General features: G+C 68.8%; 15 protein-coding genes and 1 tRNA gene. 12 read left to right on the top strand and 4 right to left on the bottom strand.

The genetic code is table 11. The features are described 5' to 3' along the window. Nucleotides 1-888 carry an aldo/keto reductase gene (locus DA69_RS11675; protein WP_025976543.1) on the top strand — a complete coding sequence of 296 codons (888 nt, stop codon included), beginning with the start codon at nt 1-3 and terminating at the stop codon, nt 886-888. Nucleotides 889-898: 10 nt separating this feature from the next. Here the strand turns inward: DA69_RS11675 and cysQ are convergent, their stop codons facing one another. Next, nucleotides 899-1,708 carry a 3'(2'),5'-bisphosphate nucleotidase CysQ gene (gene cysQ / locus DA69_RS11670; RefSeq protein ID WP_025976544.1) on the bottom strand — a complete coding sequence of 270 codons (810 nt, stop codon included), beginning with the start codon at nt 1,706-1,708 and terminating at the stop codon, nt 899-901. Nucleotides 1,709-1,785: 77 nt separating this feature from the next. On the opposite strand from cysQ, the gene chpT reads away from it, so the two are divergent. The 3 genes from chpT to DA69_RS11655 all read left to right on the top strand — a co-directional run bounded on the left by chpT (nt 1,786) and on the right by DA69_RS11655 (nt 3,761). Next, nucleotides 1,786-2,490, top strand: a complete 705-nt coding sequence (gene chpT, locus DA69_RS11665) for a histidine phosphotransferase ChpT (RefSeq protein ID WP_029972355.1) — start codon at nt 1,786-1,788, stop codon at nt 2,488-2,490. A 69-nt stretch (nt 2,491-2,559) separates the two neighbouring features. Next, nucleotides 2,560-2,952 (top strand): response regulator, encoded by a 393-nt coding sequence (locus tag DA69_RS11660; RefSeq protein ID WP_029972356.1) that lies wholly within the window; start codon nt 2,560-2,562, stop codon nt 2,950-2,952. After that, nucleotides 2,949-3,761 carry a CheR family methyltransferase gene (locus DA69_RS11655; protein WP_025976547.1) on the top strand — a complete coding sequence of 271 codons (813 nt, stop codon included), beginning with the start codon at nt 2,949-2,951 and terminating at the stop codon, nt 3,759-3,761. Before DA69_RS11660 ends, DA69_RS11655 begins: the two co-directional genes overlap by 4 nt. Nucleotides 3,762-3,777: 16 nt before the next feature. Here the strand turns inward: DA69_RS11655 and DA69_RS11650 are convergent, their stop codons facing one another. Further along, complete coding sequence (locus DA69_RS11650; RefSeq protein WP_025976548.1) at nt 3,778-5,169, bottom strand: metallophosphoesterase; 1,392 nt, start codon at nt 5,167-5,169, stop codon at nt 3,778-3,780. Between the two features lie 241 nt (nt 5,170-5,410). Between DA69_RS11650 and DA69_RS11645 the strand changes: the two genes are divergently transcribed. The 3 genes from DA69_RS11645 to DA69_RS11635 all read left to right on the top strand — a co-directional run bounded on the left by DA69_RS11645 (nt 5,411) and on the right by DA69_RS11635 (nt 10,723). Then, entirely contained in the window at nt 5,411-7,657 is a 2,247-nt protein-coding gene (locus tag DA69_RS11645; protein WP_025976549.1) for a TonB-dependent receptor, read from the top strand. Nucleotides 7,658-7,768: 111 nt separating this feature from the next. After that, nucleotides 7,769-9,655, top strand: coding sequence for a M20/M25/M40 family metallo-hydrolase (locus DA69_RS11640; protein WP_025976550.1), 1,887 nt, complete (start codon nt 7,769-7,771; stop codon nt 9,653-9,655). 48 nt (nt 9,656-9,703) lie between these two features. After that, complete coding sequence (locus DA69_RS11635; protein WP_025976551.1) at nt 9,704-10,723, top strand: NAD-dependent epimerase; 1,020 nt, start codon at nt 9,704-9,706, stop codon at nt 10,721-10,723. Here DA69_RS11635 and DA69_RS11630 read toward each other — a convergent pair. Both DA69_RS11630 and DA69_RS11625 read right to left on the bottom strand, forming a co-directional pair. Then, nucleotides 10,720-10,965, bottom strand: a complete 246-nt coding sequence (locus DA69_RS11630; protein ID WP_025976552.1) for a hypothetical protein — start codon at nt 10,963-10,965, stop codon at nt 10,720-10,722. The two genes, DA69_RS11635 and DA69_RS11630, sit on opposite strands and share 4 nt — an antisense overlap. Before the next feature lie 151 nt (nt 10,966-11,116). Continuing rightward, nucleotides 11,117-11,192, bottom strand: a tRNA-Ala gene (locus DA69_RS11625). Nucleotides 11,193-11,314: 122 nt separating this feature from the next. Between DA69_RS11625 and DA69_RS11620 the strand changes: the two genes are divergently transcribed. From DA69_RS11620 to hisS, 5 genes are all read left to right on the top strand, one after another. Further along, on the top strand, nt 11,315-11,620 hold the full coding sequence (locus DA69_RS11620; protein ID WP_025976553.1) for a YggT family protein: 306 nt from the start codon (nt 11,315-11,317) through the stop codon (nt 11,618-11,620). Between the two features lie 149 nt (nt 11,621-11,769). Further along, nucleotides 11,770-12,648, top strand: a complete 879-nt coding sequence (locus DA69_RS11615) for a 3-hydroxybutyryl-CoA dehydrogenase (RefSeq protein WP_025976554.1) — start codon at nt 11,770-11,772, stop codon at nt 12,646-12,648. Further along, nucleotides 12,648-13,214: a hypothetical protein gene (locus tag DA69_RS11610; protein WP_025976555.1), complete on the top strand. Its 567-nt coding sequence runs from the start codon at nt 12,648-12,650 to the stop codon at nt 13,212-13,214. Before DA69_RS11615 ends, DA69_RS11610 begins: the two co-directional genes overlap by 1 nt. 62 nt (nt 13,215-13,276) lie before the next feature. Beyond that, nucleotides 13,277-14,494, top strand: coding sequence for a DUF418 domain-containing protein (locus DA69_RS11605; protein WP_025976556.1), 1,218 nt, complete (start codon nt 13,277-13,279; stop codon nt 14,492-14,494). A 69-nt stretch (nt 14,495-14,563) separates the two neighbouring features. Then, nucleotides 14,564-16,036 carry a histidine--tRNA ligase gene (hisS, locus tag DA69_RS11600; RefSeq protein WP_025976557.1) on the top strand — a complete coding sequence of 491 codons (1,473 nt, stop codon included), beginning with the start codon at nt 14,564-14,566 and terminating at the stop codon, nt 16,034-16,036. Nucleotides 16,037-16,314: the final 278 nt, after the last annotated feature.

The following is a 16,314-nucleotide window of genomic DNA, read 5'->3' as shown; positions in this document are numbered from 1 at the left end:
ATGCGCTATCGCCCCTTCGGCGTCTCGGGGGCGGCTGTCTCCAATCTGACCCTGTGCCTGGGGGCGGATGCGGCGGGGCGCGGCGGGGCGCATGTGCGCCAAATGATCTTCGCGGCGCTGGAGGCGGGCATCAACGCCTACCATTTCGACAGCGCCGATCCGGCGCTGCTGCGGGCGGCGGGCGAGGCGCTGGGCCATGTCGAGCGCCGTCTGGTCATCGCCAGCGTGAGCCTGGGCGTCGGGCGTGATTTCTCGCCGATTAGCCTGGGGCGTGAGATCGAGCAGGGACTGCACGCCTCTGGGCTGGGCTGGTTCGATCTGGCCGTGCTGGACCGCCCCGGCGAGAATGAGCTGCCGCAAGCCGCCCTCACCGCGCTGAAGGCGATCCGCAAGGCGGGGCATGTGCGGATGCTCGGCGTGTCGAGCGATGAGGCGGTGAGCGACCTCTATGTCTCGACCGGCGCCTTCGACGCCCTGTTCACCCCGTTCCACGCCAATATCGAATGGCGGGTGCGCGCCCGGATGCGGGCCGCGCTGGAGCGGCAGATGAGCCTGTTCGTCTACGGCTATTTCCCCGACAGCCTGTCGACCGAACGAAAGGCGGCCGAGGCCGGGGCCCCCAAGAAGCGCGGCCTGTTCGGCCTGGGCGGGCGGGCGCCGGTCGAGGAGACGCAGCGCGGCTCCTTCGCCTTCCTGCATCAGACCCGGGGCTGGACCGCCGAGGCTATCTGCCTGGCCTACGCCCTGACCGACCCGGGCGTGTCGAGCGTCCTGATCCGGCCGCGCGACCGGGCGGAGCTGGAAACGCTGGCGGCGACGCCGGAGCGCGACCTGCCCGCCGGTCTGTCGGCCCAGATCGAGATGGCGCGCGTCGACGCCTTGGTCTGACGCCGCCCTTTCAGGCGCCGATGGCCGAGAAGGGGCCGTTCAGAAAGCCCGGCTTGCCGTAGGCCAGTGGGCGGCCGTCCTCCGCCACGACGCGGCCGCCGGCGGCTTCCAACACCGCCTGGCCCGCAGCCGTATCCCATTCGCAGGTCGGGCCGGTGCGAGGATAGGCGTCGTAGCGGCCCTCGGCGATCATGCAGAACTTCAGCGAGGAATCCATGCCTTGCCACAGCCGGCAGCCGTTGCGGCCGGCCAGGCGTTCGGCGTCTTCGTCGCTGATGCTGTGGCTGACCAAGGCGGTGGCGTCCAGAGGGCGCTCGCGCACGCGCGCCGGTTTCCAGGCCTCGCCAAACGCGCGGCGTTGGGCGCCTTCGCCCGGCGCCACCGAGCGCCAGGTCAGGGCAAGAGCCGGCGCCGTCACCACGCCGGCGACCACGGCGTCGCCGCGCACCAGGGCGATGTTGACGGTGTAGCTTTCGCGTCCCTGGATGAAGCCTTTGGTGCCGTCCAGCGGGTCGATCAGCCAGAACCACTGGCCGACCGAGGGGGGCAGGCCGTCGGCGGCGGCGGCCTCTTCGGCGACGGCCTGAACCTGGGGCCAGCGGGCGGTCAGACGTTGCAGGATCAGCGCCTCGGCGGCGCGGTCGGCAGCGGTGACGGGGCTGTCGTCGGCCTTGATCTCGGCCGTCGTCCCGGCGCGCCAGTAGGGCAGGATCAGCTGGGCCGCCTCTTCGGCGATGTCGGCCAGGGCGTCGGTCAGCCGTCCCGAGACGAGATCGTCTTCAAGTTCGGCGAAGGCGGAGGGGGAGGCGGGGACAGTCATGCCGCACCCGATAACCCATGCGGCCGGTTTCAAGAACCGGCAAATCAGGCCACCTTGGCCTTAACCATTTGCAAACCTTGCCGCCGAACGCCGTGTCCGACCTGACTTCATCGCCCCCCATCGCCGACCTGCCCGTCGCCAGCCTGCCTGTAGACGGCGCCGAACTGGCCGCCTTCATCGCGGCCAAGCTGTGCCATGACTTCATCAGCCCGGCGGGCGCGGTGATGTCGGGTCTGGACCTTCTGGACGACCCCAGCGCCCAGGACATGCGCGACGACGCCCTGGGGCTGATCCGCCAGAGCGCGGCCAAGATGGTGGCGCTGGTCCATTTCGCCCGCGTGGCCTTTGGCGCGGCGACCTCCAGCGAACAGTTTTCAGGCGCCGAACTGCACAGTCTGCTGACGGGCCTGACCGACGGCGGGCGGGCGACGCTGGACTGGCGCGTCGGCGAGGAGGTCTTCACCAAGCTTCAGGCGCGCGCCCTATTGAACTTGGCCTATCTGACGGTCGGCGCCCTGCCGATGGGCGGAGCGGCCACGGTCGCCGTTCGTCGCGAAGGCGGACAGCTGATCCTGATCGGTTCGGCCGAGGGCGCACGGGCGCGGCTCAAGGCCGAGGCCCTGACCGGGCTGAAGGGCGAGCGTCTGACGGAGGGTCTCGCCGGGCAGTGGATTCAGCCCTACTGGCTGTGGCTGACGGCCTGCGACGCCGGGGGGCGGCTGGAGACGACGGTCGAGGACGGCCGCGTCGCCCTGATCGCCCGCCTGCCTCTGGCGGACTAAGCCAACCTTCCGTTAACCGGCGTCAGACCATTCTGGCGTGAATATCGTCGTTATTCGCTTTTTGCGAGAATGAGTCCCGTGGACGCCAAGACCTGTCTGATCGTCGATGACAGCCGGATCATCCGCAAGGTGGCCCGTCGCATCCTCGAAGACCTCGCTTTCGAGGTGCAGGAGGCGGCTGACGGCGCCGAGGCGCTGGAGGCCTGCGTCGGCGCCATGCCGGACGTGGTGCTGCTGGACTGGCAGATGCCGATCATGGACGGGATGACCTTTCTGGGCCGTCTGCGCGCCCTGCCGGACGGGCGGGAGCCCAAGGTGCTGTTCTGCTCGGTCGAGACGCGCGCCGACCGCATCGCCGAAGCTTTGTCCGCCGGGGCGGACGAATATGTTATGAAGCCGTTCGACGGCGACATCCTGCAGTCCAAGCTCGCCGAAGTGGGAGCGATTCAGACGCCGTCATGACGCCGGAGGATTTCGACCGCCTTCAAGCTCTGCTGGCCTCGCGCGCGGGATACCGCCTGTCGCGAGAGCGGATGCAGCTGGCCGAGCATCGGTTGGGACCGGTCGCGCGTCGTGAAGGCTATCACAACGTCGAGGCCATGCTGGCCAGCCTGTGGAGCCGCCCGGTGGCGTCGCTCGGCTGGGGGGTGATCGAGGCTCTGCTGAACGCCGAGACCTGGTTCCGGCGCGACCGGGCGGCTTTCGAGGTGCTGGAGCGCGAGCTGCTGCCCGCCCTGACGGCGGCGCGCGGCGGGCCGGTGCGAATCTGGTCGGCGGGCGCCGGTTCGGGTCAGGAAGCCTATTCGCTGGCCATCGCCGCCCTTGAGGCCGGGGCGCGGGTCGAGGTGCTGGCCACCGACCTGTCGCGTCAGGCGATCGAGAAGGCCCTGTCGGGTGTCTACAGCTCCTTCGAGATCCAGCGGGGGTTGTCGGCGCGGACCATGCTGCGCTGGTTCGAACAGGTGGATGACCAGTGGCGCGCGCGGCCCGAACTGCGCGCGGCCGTCACCTTCAAGCGCGCCAATCTGTTGGACGCGCCGGCTGACGAAGGGCGGTTCGACATCATCTTTTGCCGCCATGTGCTCAGCGACATGACGCCGGAGCGCCGGCCGCGTCTGCTGGACGGGCTGGAGCGGGGGCTGGTCGACGACGGTTGCCTGTTCCTGGGCGCGGACGAGCGCCCCGACGGCGACAGCGTCGCCTTCAGGCCCGTGGCGGGACGGCGCGGCCTCTATGTGAAGTCGCCCTCGGCCTATCGCCGGGCGGCCTGACGTTCAGGAATGACGCTCAGGCCTGCAGCAGGCCCTGCGCCGCGACGGCCTTGACGCCGGGGCCGGGGACCTCGGTGAAATCCAGATCGGCCACGCCGAAATACTCCTGCTGGTTCAGGGCGCACCAGTCGGTGGTGACGATGCGGATCGTATCGCGCTTCGCGTCGCCTTGGACCGCGCCATAGACAAAGTCGCCGGTGCGTCGCGCGAACGGCATGACGCGGTCCTGATTGGCCAGGGCGGTCAGCTCGCTGAGACGCGCGGCCGGAACCTCGGCGGCCATCAGCTTGCCGTCGAACCGCACCACGGCGTCGAAGGCGTAGCGGCTTATCGGCCCGGCGGGCAGGCCCGTCCCCAGCGTCGTATGGCCGATAAAGCCCGCCTGGGCTCCGGCGAAGCGGGCGAAGGCGGCGGCCACGGCGCGGCCGGTGTCGCCCAGCGACAGGGCGGCGGGACTGGTCCCCAGGACGGCGCGTTCCTGCGCGCTCAGATGCTGCGCCAGCGTCGCGCGGATCAGGGCGGCCAGAGCCGGGTCGGCGGGACCGTCCAGGGCGACGCTGCGCGACTGGGCCCGAACGCTTCCGTCGCTGAGATAGTCGGCCGCCGTATAGGCGTTGTTCCACGATCCGGTGTGGGCGTAGAGGCCGCGGCCCAGCGGCTCCTGAAACAGCAGGTGGTTGTGTCCGCCGATCATCAGGGCGCCGTCGGGCAGGGCGGACAGCATCCCCCGGTCGCCCGCCACCCCGGCGTGGCTCATCACCAGCGTCAGGTCGGCGCCGTCCAGCAGCGGCGGCAGGCGGGCGCGCGCCCAGTCGGTCGGGTCGGGGATCGACAGCCAGTCGCGACTGTCCTTGGGATAGGTGTTCAGCGAGTTCGTGCCGAAGCCGATGATGCGCAGGCGCCGCTGGCCCAAGGCGATCTCGGTCGCCGCCCGGGCGTAGGGCTGACCGGTGCGCGCGTCGATGATGTTGCTGATGACGCTGATCCCCAGGCCCTGCATCCGGGCGACCACGGCGTGCAAGTCCGGCGTCAGATCATTGTCGTGGTTGCCCAGATTGACCACCGTGGGCGCGATGGATGGCAAGGCGGCCAGAAACGCCCAGTCGATCGCGCCTTGGGACCGCACCGAGACGACGTTGCCGTGCTCGAAGATGTCGCCGTCCAGGGCGATCAGGTGCGGAACCGACTGGCGGCGGACTTCGGCGCGCAGGGCGGCCAGAACCTGGGCGCTGCGCTCATAGGCCGAATGCAGGTCGGACATGGCCAACACTCGGGCCACAACCCGGGCGCGCGCGCGGCCGACATCCGGGGCGGACTGATCGCCAGCGAACGCGGGCGTTGCACCGATCAGGGGCAGGGCGGCGACGCCTGCGAGGAAACGTCGGCGGGAGGGGGCGACGGGGGGCATGAGCGTCTCCTGCGGCGTTCAGCAAGGGTCGGGCGCAGCCGATCTGCTTTGCATGTCCTGCCGCGGGGCTCAATGTCGCAACCGGGTCGGGAAGGAATTGAACGCCGGTTTCCCTTGGCCTGTGTCCCTGTCGCGAAAGATTCATGCGGGGCGGGGCTTCTGGGCTGGAAACAGCTCGGCTTCGGGCCTAGGGGCTGCGGCGAATTAACCCGCCCAAGATCATCAAGAAGGGGATATCTCGATGACGCGTCTCTCGGTTCTCGCCGCCTCCGCCAGCGGTCTGGCCCTGCTGCTTTCCACGCCGGCTTTGGCCCAATCGTCCGACGCTCAGGCCGAACAGGCCGCCGCCGTCGGCGACATCGTCGTCACCGCCCAGCGCCGCAGCGAAAGCATCCGCGACGTACCCTTCGCCGTCACCGCGATGAACACCGAGACGCTGAACGCCGTGAACGCCGGCGGCGGCGACATCCTGCAGCTGTCGGGCCGGGTGCCCAGCCTGCAGGTCGAAAGCTCCAACGGCCGCTACGCCCCGCGCTTCTACATCCGGGGTCTGGGCAATGTGGACTTCGACTTCACGGCGTCTCAGCCGGTGTCGATGGTGATGGACGAACTGGTTCTGGAAAGCGTCTATCTGAAGGGCTTCCCCCTGTTCGACGTGAAGCAGCTGGAAGTGCTGCGCGGGCCGCAGGGCACCCTGTTCGGCCGCAACACCCCGGCGGGCGTGATCAAGATCGACACTGTTAAGCCGGGCGATGACTTCACCGGCTTCGGCTCGATCACCTACGGCAACTATGGTTCGACCCGGGCCGAGGCGGCTGTGACCCTGCCGGCTTCCGACACCCTGTCGGTGCGCGTCGCCGCCCTTTGGAACCACCGCGACGACTATATCAACAACGCCTATGACGCCCCCTTCGCCAAGAAGGACGGCAAGGACCTGGGCAATTTCGACGATGTGGCGGGCCGCATCCACGTCGCCTGGGCCCCGACCGACCGTCTGTCGACGCTGCTGACGCTGCAGGCGCGCGACTATGTGGGCACCGGCACGATGAACCGCGCCAACGTCCTGACCAAGGGCTCGAACAAGCTGAACGACAACTTCGACCGCGAGACGGTCTGGTATGACGGCGGCCGCAACAACTTCCAGAAGCAGCAGACCACCTCGCAATCGTTGCAGGTCGCCTATGATTTCGGCCCGGCGACCCTGACCGGCGTGGTCGGCTCCTTCCAGGGCTGGTCCCAGGGCGACGGCGATATCGACGGGGGCGTCTCGGCCGGCGCCCCTGCGGGCGCGGGCTACAAGACCCCGTTCCCGGTCGAGTCGGGCACCCTGTCCAGCGACCTGCTGCAGAACACCTATGAACTGCGCCTGTCCTCGAACGGGGCGGGCCGTCTGGGCTGGCAGGTCGGCGCCTTCTATTGGGACGAGCGCATCAACCTGGTCTCGGGCACGTTCGACGGCGTCGGCGGCATCATGCCGACCAAGGTCACCGACATCGTGCAGAAGTCGGACTCCTGGTCGGTCTTCGGTCAGGCCAACTATCAGGTCACCGAGGCTCTGAAGCTGACCGGCGGCCTGCGCTATACCGACGACAGCCGCGACTATCACGGCCGCATCCTGGTCGGCACGCCCGCCAATGCGCAAGGCCAGGTCTCGGTCGGCGACGAGCAGGTCAGCTGGGACGTCAGCGCCCTGTACGAAGTCAACGACAGCCTGAACCTGTTCGCCCGGGTGGCCAGCGGCTATCGCGGCCCGTCGATCCAGGGCCGCAACCTGCCGGTTCTGACCACGGCGGATTCGGAAACCGTCATGTCCTATGAGACCGGCTTCAAGGCACGCCTGTGGGACGGCCGCGCCCGCCTCAACGCCACGGCCTATCTGTATGACGTCAAGGACATGCAGTTCACCGCCATCGGCGGCATCGACAATTCCAACCGCCTGATCAACGCCGACAAGGGCCAGGGCTATGGTCTGGAGATCGACGGCGACGTCTATCTGGGCGCGGGCTTCACCCTGGCGGGCGGCGTGGCCTGGAACCACACCGAGATCAAGGACAAGGACCTGCTGGTCGCCATCTGCGGCAACCATCTGTGCACCATCACCGATCCGATCGTGAAGGTCGGAACGAGCGACCGCGCCAGCATCGACGGCAACCCCTTCCCGCAGGCGCCGGAATATTCGGCCAACCTGACCCTGTCCTACGTCCGCCCCATCGGCGACGATCAGGAGCTGTTCGCCTCGACCGACTGGGTGATGCAGAAGGACTTCAACCTCTTCCTCTATGAGGCGGTCGAGTTCCGTCAGGACGCCAACTTCGAAGGCGGCCTGCGCGCGGGCTGGCGCGACCTGAACCGCGGCCTGGAAGCCGCCGCCTATGTCCGCAACATCACGGACGAGGCCAATGTCATCGGCGCCATCGACTTCAACAACCTGACGGGCTTCGTCAACGAGCCGCGCATGTACGGCGTGGAGCTGTCCAAGCGCTTCTAAGCCGCCAAGGCGGATCGCATCGGGGGGCGGCGACGGGGCGACCTGTCGCCGCCCTCTTGCCATCCGACGTTCGCTTGGTCCTACTGCCGCTCGGATCGGGGAGGATCTCTCATGCGGCTGGCCCTGCTGTTCGGATCGCTGACGCTCGCCTTCTTGCTGGCGGTGTGGACCACCCAGGCGCCGACGCCCCGACCGGCGGACGCGCCCGCCGTCGCCTTCTCGGCCGCGCGGGCGATGATCGACGTCGAGCAGATCGCCCGCGCGCCGCACCCGGTCGGCTCGCCCGAGCACGCGCGCGTCCGCGCCTATCTCAGCGCGCGGCTGACGCAGCTGGGACTGGAGGTCAGCGAGCAGGCGGGGCCGTTGTCGCCCGCCTCGGTCAAGCGGCTGGAGCGCGCAGGGGGCGATCCTGGCGCGGCGAACAATCAGGCGATCAATCTGGTCGGCGTCCTGCCCGGAAAAGACCGCACCCAGCCCGCCGTCATGCTGATGGCTCATTACGACACCGTGGTCGGCTCGCCCGGCGCGGCCGACGATTCGGCCGGGGTGGCCGCCATTCTGGAGGCGGTGCGGGCGCTCCAGGCGCGCGGCCCGGCCGAGCGGGACCTGGTCGTCCTGTTGACCGATGCGGAGGAACTGGGTCTGGACGGAGCGCGGGTCTTCTTCGGCGGCCATCCCTTGCGCGACCGCATCGGGGCGGTGGTCAACCTTGAGGCGCGCGGCGGCGGCGGCCGCGCCGCCATGTTCGAGACCGGGCGCGAGGCCGGGCCGACGGTCCAGCTGTTCCGCCGTGCGGCGGCCAAGGCCGACGGCGGGACCACCGCCACCTCCATCGCCGCCTTCATGTATGAGCGGATGCCCAACGGCACCGACTTCACCGTGCCCAAGGACCGGGGGATCGGCGGCCTGAACTTGGCCTTCATCGGCCGCCCGGATCAGTATCACGCCGCAAACGCCACGCCCGCCAATCTGGATCAGGGCGCGGTGCAGCACCTGGGCTCTCAGGCGCTGGAGGCGGCCGACGCCTTGCTGCGTGCGCCCAGCTTGCCGGGCCGGGGCGAGAACCTGGTCTATGCCGACATCTTCGGCCGCTGGGTGATCGCGCATAAGCAGGCGACGGGCTGGGTCCTGCTGGCTCTGGCGGCGGCCTTGGGCGGTTTCGCCGCCTGGCGGGCGCGGCGAGGCGCAGGGCTGACGGCGAAGCAGGTCGGTCTGGGCGCGCTGGACGGGCTGTGGTTCCTGACCGGCGGCGTCATCCTGCTGCAGGCGACCCGCCTGCTGGCCGGACCGATGTCGAGTCGCGCCGCCTCGCCCGACGTCTATTACACCCTGCTGCGCCGCCTGCCGTGGATGGAGGCGGGGGCGGCGCTGGCGGCGCTCGCCCTGGCCTTGGTCCTGCTGACCGGCGCGCGGCGGGCGCGGCCGCGCGTGATCGGCGCGGCGTTCGCCGTCCTGACCGCCGTCGTCCTGCTGGTCGGCGGGTTCAGTCCGGTGATGCTGGGGCTGGGCGTGGCCGCTATCATCCTGTCGCTGTGGTCAGGGCGCGCCGAGTGTTCGGCCTGGGGCGGTTGGTTGGGCCTCATCGCCCTGATCTTCGCCTTTGGTTGCGCCTTGCAGGGCGCAGCGCCTGAAGCGGCCCTGCTATTCGTCTGGCCGGTGTTGCTGGCCGCGACGGCGGCGGCTCTGGCGGCCTTGATCGACCCTGACCTGACGCGGCCGCTCGGCCTTCTATCCGTCGCCGTGGCGACCGTGCTGGGCGGCGCCTGGCTGCTGGCGATCGGCCACTTCGTCTTCCTGGGCGTCGGGATGGACCTGCCGGGGGCCTTGGCCGTGGTCGCCCTGCTGGTCCTGCTGTTCGCCCGGCCCCTGGCGCCGGGCGCGAAGGCGGCGCGCCTGGTGCTGTTGGCGGCGGCGGCCTGCCTGATCGCAGGTGTCGGACTGAATGTTTCGGCGCGACTTCTGGCGCCGGCGCCCGCTGTGGCCGAGGCGCTGCCCTAGCGTGCGGACGCTGGCGTCCGACCGCGCGACCGTTTATCGCAGCCGATCATGAGCGATCCCGTCCTCGTCACCGGCTCCGCCGGCTTCATCGGCTTCCACACCGCCCGGCGCCTGCTGGAGCGGGGCGAGACCGTGATCGGCCTGGACAACCTCAACGCCTATTATGATCCGGCGCTGAAGCAGGCGCGCCTGGCCCAGCTTCAGGCCCATCCCGCCTATCGCCACCATACGCTGGACCTGGCCGATCGCGACGGCGTCGCCGCCCTGTTCGCCGAGCACCAGCCGCGCCGGGTGGTGCATCTCGCCGCCCAGGCGGGCGTCCGCTACAGCCTGGAAGCGCCCGAGACCTATGTCGATTCCAACGTCGTGGGCTTCCTCAGCATCCTTGAGGGCTGCCGCGCGGTCGAGGCGGCCCATCTGGTCTTCGCTTCGACCAGTTCGGTGTTCGGCGCCAATCGCGCTCTGCCCTTCTCAGTGCGCCAGCCCGCGGATCATCCGCTGACCGTCTATGCCGCGACCAAGCTGGCCAATGAAGCGATGGCCCATTCCTACGCCCACCTGTTCGGCTTTCCGGCGACGGGCTTGCGCTTCTTCACCGTTTACGGGCCGTGGGGCCGGCCGGACATGGCCCTGTTCAAGTTCACTCGAGCGATCCTGAACGACGAGCCGATCGACGTGTACGGCGAGGGGCGGATGAGCCGCGACTTCACCTATGTCGACGACATCGTCACCGGCGTGATCGCCGCGCTCGACCGCCCCGCCGCCATCGACCCGATGTGGGACGCGACAGCGCCCAATCCGGCGACCAGCGGCGTCGCTCCCTGGCGCATCCTGAACCTGGGCGCGGGCCGTCCGGTGCCGCTGATGCGCTATATCGAGGTGCTGCAGACCAAGCTGGGCCGCAAAGCCAAGCTGAACCTGATGCCCATGCAGGACGGCGACGTGGCCGACACCGAGGCGGATGTGACCGACACCCTGGCCGCCCTCGACTACGCGCCGTCGACGCCGGTGGAAGAAGGCGTCGCCCGCTTCGTCGACTGGTACTGCAACTTCTATCGCGAAAACTAACCCTGGCCGCCCGGTGCGCATTTGTCCGAGGCGGCGGTTTCGGGTTTACGGCGTCCCATGGTCCAGTTGGCCATCATCCGCACCTTGGGGTTGGGCGCGCACCATATCTCGCCGCTGTCATTGATGGCGGTGACCCAAATCAGATTGTGCTCCTGGCCATAATCGATGACGGCGAAGGCATAGCCGGCCCCCTTGTCCTGAACGTGGATCGGCAGCGGCGGGTCGAGCTGGGTGAAAGTCATGGCGTATCCTGTGGGCACAGGGAACGCTTCGTTTTCTCCTAGGTTGCCGCCGCCTGCTTAGCGAACCACTGCTGCTAAGGCGGGCCGGCACACCGCTTAGGCTGTTGGCTGTATCTGCCTGGGCTTCCCGCCACTTGGCAGGACGGAGCCCTGGTGGAGCCGAGGGGAGTCGAACCCCTGACCTCGTCATTGCGAACGACGCGCTCTACCAACTGAGCTACGGCCCCGACCGACAGGCAGGGGCGGGAAATAGAAGGGACAACGGGGGCGTGTCAACGGGCCGCGCACGAATCCTTGGCGATCGGCGGCCGGGCCGCTAGAAGCGGCGGGAACGTAGCAGGAGTTTCTCATGGGTTTCGCCCTTGTCTGGCTGGTGAACGCCGTCGTCACCTTGATGATCTGGTGCATCATCGCCTCGGCGATCCTGAGCTGGCTGTTCGCCTTCGACGTGGTCAATCCGCGTAACCGTTTCGTGGGTCAGATCGCCTATGTGCTGGACACGGTGACCCGCCCGATCCTGGGGCCGATCCAGCGTGTGGTGCCGCCGCTGGGCGGCATCGACATCACGCCGATCATCGCCCTGCTGGCGCTGCAGTTCCTGAGCGTGTTGTTCAACCGGACCGTCGCGCCGATGCTGATCATGTCGCTGGGCTGAGGCTGAGGTTGAGGCGGGGACGTCGTTGAACCGGGGCCACGGGAACGGGGATTCGGCGGCCGGCGCCCATTTCCGCCCTTGCGCGGCGCGAGCGGGCTCCTAAGGTGCCGACGACAGGTTACTGGCGGACCGTATACAGTGCGTAATTCATGACTACCATCAGGACAGTCGCCGTCATCGGCGCCGGGCAAATGGGTTCGGGCATCGCTCAGGTGGTGGCCGCCGGCGGCTATGAGGTGAAGCTGTACGACATTGCGTCGGATCGGGTGACCCTGGCGCTGGGCGAGATCGCGGCCAGCCTGGCGCGTCGCGCCTCGCGCGGCCTGTCGACCGAGACGGAGGCCCAGGCGGCGCTTCAGCGCATCAGTGCCGTGGCGACCCTGGCCGAGGCGGCCGGGGCGGATCTGGTGATCGAGGCCGCGTCCGAGGAAGAGGCCGTCAAGAAGGGCGTCTTCACCGAGCTGACGCCGCTGCTGGGTCCGGATACGCTGCTGGCGTCCAATACCTCCTCGATCTCCATCACCCGCCTGGCCTCGGTGACGGATCGGCCCGAGCGTTTCATCGGCCTGCACTTCATGAAGCCGGCGCCGACGATGAAACTGGTCGAACTGGTGCGCGGCATCGCCACCTCGGCCTCGACCTTCGAGACGGCGGTAGGCTTCGCCGAGAGCCTAGGCAAGATCACGACCGAGTCCGAGGACTTCCCGGCCTTCATCGTCAACCGCATCCTGGTGCCGATGATGAACGAGGCGGTCTATGTGCTGTACGAGGGCGTCGGCGACGTCGCCTCGATCGACAAGGCGCTGAAACTGGGCGCCAACCACCCGATGGGGCCGCTGGAGCTGGCGGACTTCATGGGGCTGGACGTGGCCCTGGCCATCATGAACGTGCTGTATGAAGGCCTGGCCGACAGCAAATACCGCCCCTGTCCGCTGCTGGTGAAATATGTCGAGGCCGGCTGGCTGGGCAAGAAGAGCGGGCGCGGCTTCTACGACTATTCCGGCGAGACGCCGGTCCCGACCCGCTGATGGCCGGCGCTTTTCCCTCCCTGCCGGGTCTGAAGCGCGTGGCGCCGCGGCGCGGCGCGGGCGCCCTGATCCCGGCCGCCCTGGCGGCGGCGGCCTGGCCTCCGGTGATCCTGACCCTGTTCATCTGGCCGCCCGAGAACTGGTGGTCGGGCGTGGACACGGACTGGCGGCTGGTGTTGCTGGCGGTCGGACTGATCGCGGCGCCGGTCGGGCTGTGGCTGCTGCTGAACAGCCACGCCAGGACGGGCCGTCCCTCGACGCGGCTGGGGGTGATCGGCCGCTTCACCGTGTTCGGCGGCCTGCTGGCGGCGGCGATGCAGGCGACCATGGCTGCGATCATGGCCACCCTGGCGGGCGCCGCGTCGCAGAGCTTGGTTCAAGGCCTGGGTGCGATCGAGACGGCGCTGTTGATCTATGGTGTGGCGGGACTGCCTTTGGCCGTCATGGTGGGCGTCAGCTATGCGCTGTGGGGCGGCCTGTGCGTCGCCTGGCTGGGCTTTGTCCCGGCGCCCGTGGTCAAGAACCGCATGGGCGTGCTGCAAGAGCGGGACGTTACGGGGATTTAACGTGAACTGTCGCGTTGGTCCCGCCTAAGCCTCCAGTCTTCACGCAAAGGACAGGGGCGAGCATGAGGGATCAGGTCGCGGCGGCGCCGCCGACGCCGGTGGCGGCGGTCCACCGAATCGTTACGCTGGACGTGCTGCGCGGGGCGGCGGTTCTGGGGATTCTGGCGGTCAACGCGGCGGCCTTCGCCCTGCCGATGCTAGCGATCGAGATGAGCAGCGGCCCGTCGCCCTTTCCGGCCGAGGCGAACGCTTCGGGCGTGGCGCAATGGATCATCGCCGTCTTCTTCCAGCAGAAGTTCGTCACCCTGTTCTCCATGCTGTTCGGCGTCTCGATCTTCCTGGTCGGCGGCGAGCGGGGCGATGAGGCGAAGGAGCGCGTTCTGCGTCGCCGCCTGCTGTTTCTGGCCCTGTTCGGCCTGATCCACGGCGCGGCCTTCTGGTACGGCGACATCCTGCTTCTGTACGCCTGGTCCGGCCTGTTCGTGATGACCATGCGGTCGATGCCCGCCGGACGGCTGATCTGGATCGGGGCGGGGGTCACGGTGGTCCTGGGGACCCTTCAGGCCGGTCTGATGTTGCTTATGGCGAACTTCCCCGAGGCGATGAGCAGCGAGGCTTCGGACGGGACGGTCGCCGCCTCCATCGCGGCCTATCAAAGCGGCTGGGCCGGCGCCGCGCTGGAGAACCTGAAGACCTGGGCCATCGCCCAGGGGATGAACCTGCTCATGTATGTGTTTTCGACTGTGCCGCTGATGATGCTGGGGCTGGGCCTGTTCAAGGCGGGCTTCTTCCACGGCCGGATGTCCATGCGCGTCTATGTTTCGCTGATGGCCGGCGGGGCTGTCGTCCTGGCTCTGCTGGCCGGGTTGGAGTGGATGGAGATTCAGGCGGGGGCCGAGGTCGAGGCGACCGGCGGCTGGGCGATGGCGGTCGGTTCGTATCCGCTGATCATCACCCTGGGCTATGCGTCGGCGCTGATCCTGGCGACGACGCGCGGGGTGGGCTGGCTGCGCAAGGCTCTGGCCCCGGTGGGGCGGATGGCCTTCACCAACTATCTGACTCAGACCCTGATCATGGCGACGATCTTCTACATGCCGTGGGGGCCGCGCCTGTTCGGCCAGGTCGACTATCCGATGCAGTGGGCCATCGTCGTCGGCGTCTGGGCGCTGCAGCTGATCTGGTCGCCGCTGTGGCTGTCGAAGTTCACCATGGGGCCGTTCGAATGGCTGTGGCGGCGCCTGAGCTATGGGCGCGATCTGCCGCTGCGCCGCACGGCCTGAGGGCGGATGGGGCGGCTCCGGGCGGACTGTCAGTTGCGGCGGCGTATCTGATGGCTTAATCGCCGCCTCATGACCGACGAAGCCTCCAACCGCCCCGAAGCTCGCGCCCCGCGCGGGTTCGCCGACCGTCGCGGCCGCGACCTGACCGCCGAGCGCCGCATCGTCGCGCGCGTGTCCGAGGTCTATGAGCGCTGGGGCTTCGAGGCGCTGGAGACCCCGGCGTTCGAATACGCCGATGCGCTGGGCAAGTTCCTGCCCGACGCCGACCGTCCGAACGAGGGCGTCTTCGCCCTCCAGGACGACGACGATCAGTGGGTGGCCCTGCGTTACGACCACACCGCGCCGCTGGCCCGCTTCGCCGCGCAGACCTGGGAGACCCTGCCCAAGCCGTTCCGCCGTTACGCCTATGGGCCGGTGTGGCGCAATGAGAAGCCGGGGCCCGGCCGCTTCCGCGAGTTCTGGCAGTGCGACGCCGACACCGTCGGCTCGGATCGGCCCGAGGCCGACGCCGAAATCATCGCCATGGGCTGCGAGGGCCTGCGCGCGGCGGGCCTGGCGGCCGGGCAGGCGGTGATCCGCGTCTCCAACCGCAAGCTGTTCGACGGCCTGTTCGACGCGGGCGGAATCGCCGATCCGGTGCAGCGGCTGACGGCCCTGCGCGCCGTGGACAAATACGACCGCCTGGGCGTCGAGGGCGTGCGCCTGTTGCTGGGCGAGGGGCGTCTGGACGAGTCGGGCGACTATACCAAGGGGGCGAACCTGCCCGCCTCGGTTATCGGCGCGATCGAAGCCTTCCTGGCCTCGGCCGAGACGCCGGGGCTCAGCCGCGCGGGCGTGCTGGACGCCGTGTCCGGCGCCGCCTTGGGCGCCGCTGGCGAAGAGGCGTTGAAGGAACTGGCCGCCGTCGACCGCGCCCTGACCGCCATGGGCGTGGCGCAAGACGACGTGCGGTTCGACCCGACCATCGTGCGCGGGCTGGAATATTACACCGGCGCGGTGTTCGAGGCCGAGCTGCTGCTCGACACCAAGGACGAGAAGGGCAGGGCTGTGCGCTTCGGCTCGATCGGCGGCGGCGGGCGCTATGACGACCTGGTGTCGCGCTTCACCGGTCAGTCGACCCCGGCGACGGGCTTCTCCTTCGGCGTGTCGCGCCTGGCCTCGGCCCTGCGCGCGGCCGGACGCGGCGCCGAGGACGCGACTCGCGGGCCGGTGGTGGCCATCGTCTTCTCCGAGGACGACATGCAGCACTATCTGGACGCCGTGTCCGAACTGCGCGCGGCGGGCATCGCCGCCGAGCTCTATCTGGGCCGGGCGGGCATGAAGGCGCAGATGAAGTACGCTGACCGTCGCGGGGCCCCGGCGGCCGTCATCCTGGGCGGGGACGAGATCGCCGCTGGTCAGGTGACGATCAAGGATTTGGACGCCGGACGCGCCCGCGCCGCCGCCATCGCGGACAACGACGCCTGGAAGGCCGAGCGTCCCGGACAGCAGACCGTGGCGCGCGATCAACTGGTGGCCGTGGTGCGCTCCATTATCGAATGACCTTCGATAATATCCATGACGACGTCGTGACTTATCAACGTTTAGTCATAAAAGCGCAGGCTTTCGGCGCTCGCTTGGTTGACGCACCCCGGCCAATGGCGTCATTTGGTCTCACTCAAGAGGCGCAGCGGCGAGCCGCAGCGACATCTTGAAGGCGTTTCGGGGAGGAAACGTCCGCTCCTGAGAGAGCGTGAAGGCCCGCTGCGATGTATCCCCCGCAGCGGGCTTTTTCATGCCTGAAGCTCGACAATTATCGAAGAGTGTTTGAGAGCGCGCGC

The organism is Brevundimonas naejangsanensis, assembly GCF_000635915.2.
In the GTDB taxonomy this organism is placed as follows: Bacteria; Pseudomonadota; Alphaproteobacteria; order Caulobacterales; family Caulobacteraceae; genus Brevundimonas; species Brevundimonas sanguinis.
The sequence above is the reverse complement of the archived record's forward strand: the minus strand, read 5'-3'. Positions and strand labels throughout refer to the sequence as shown.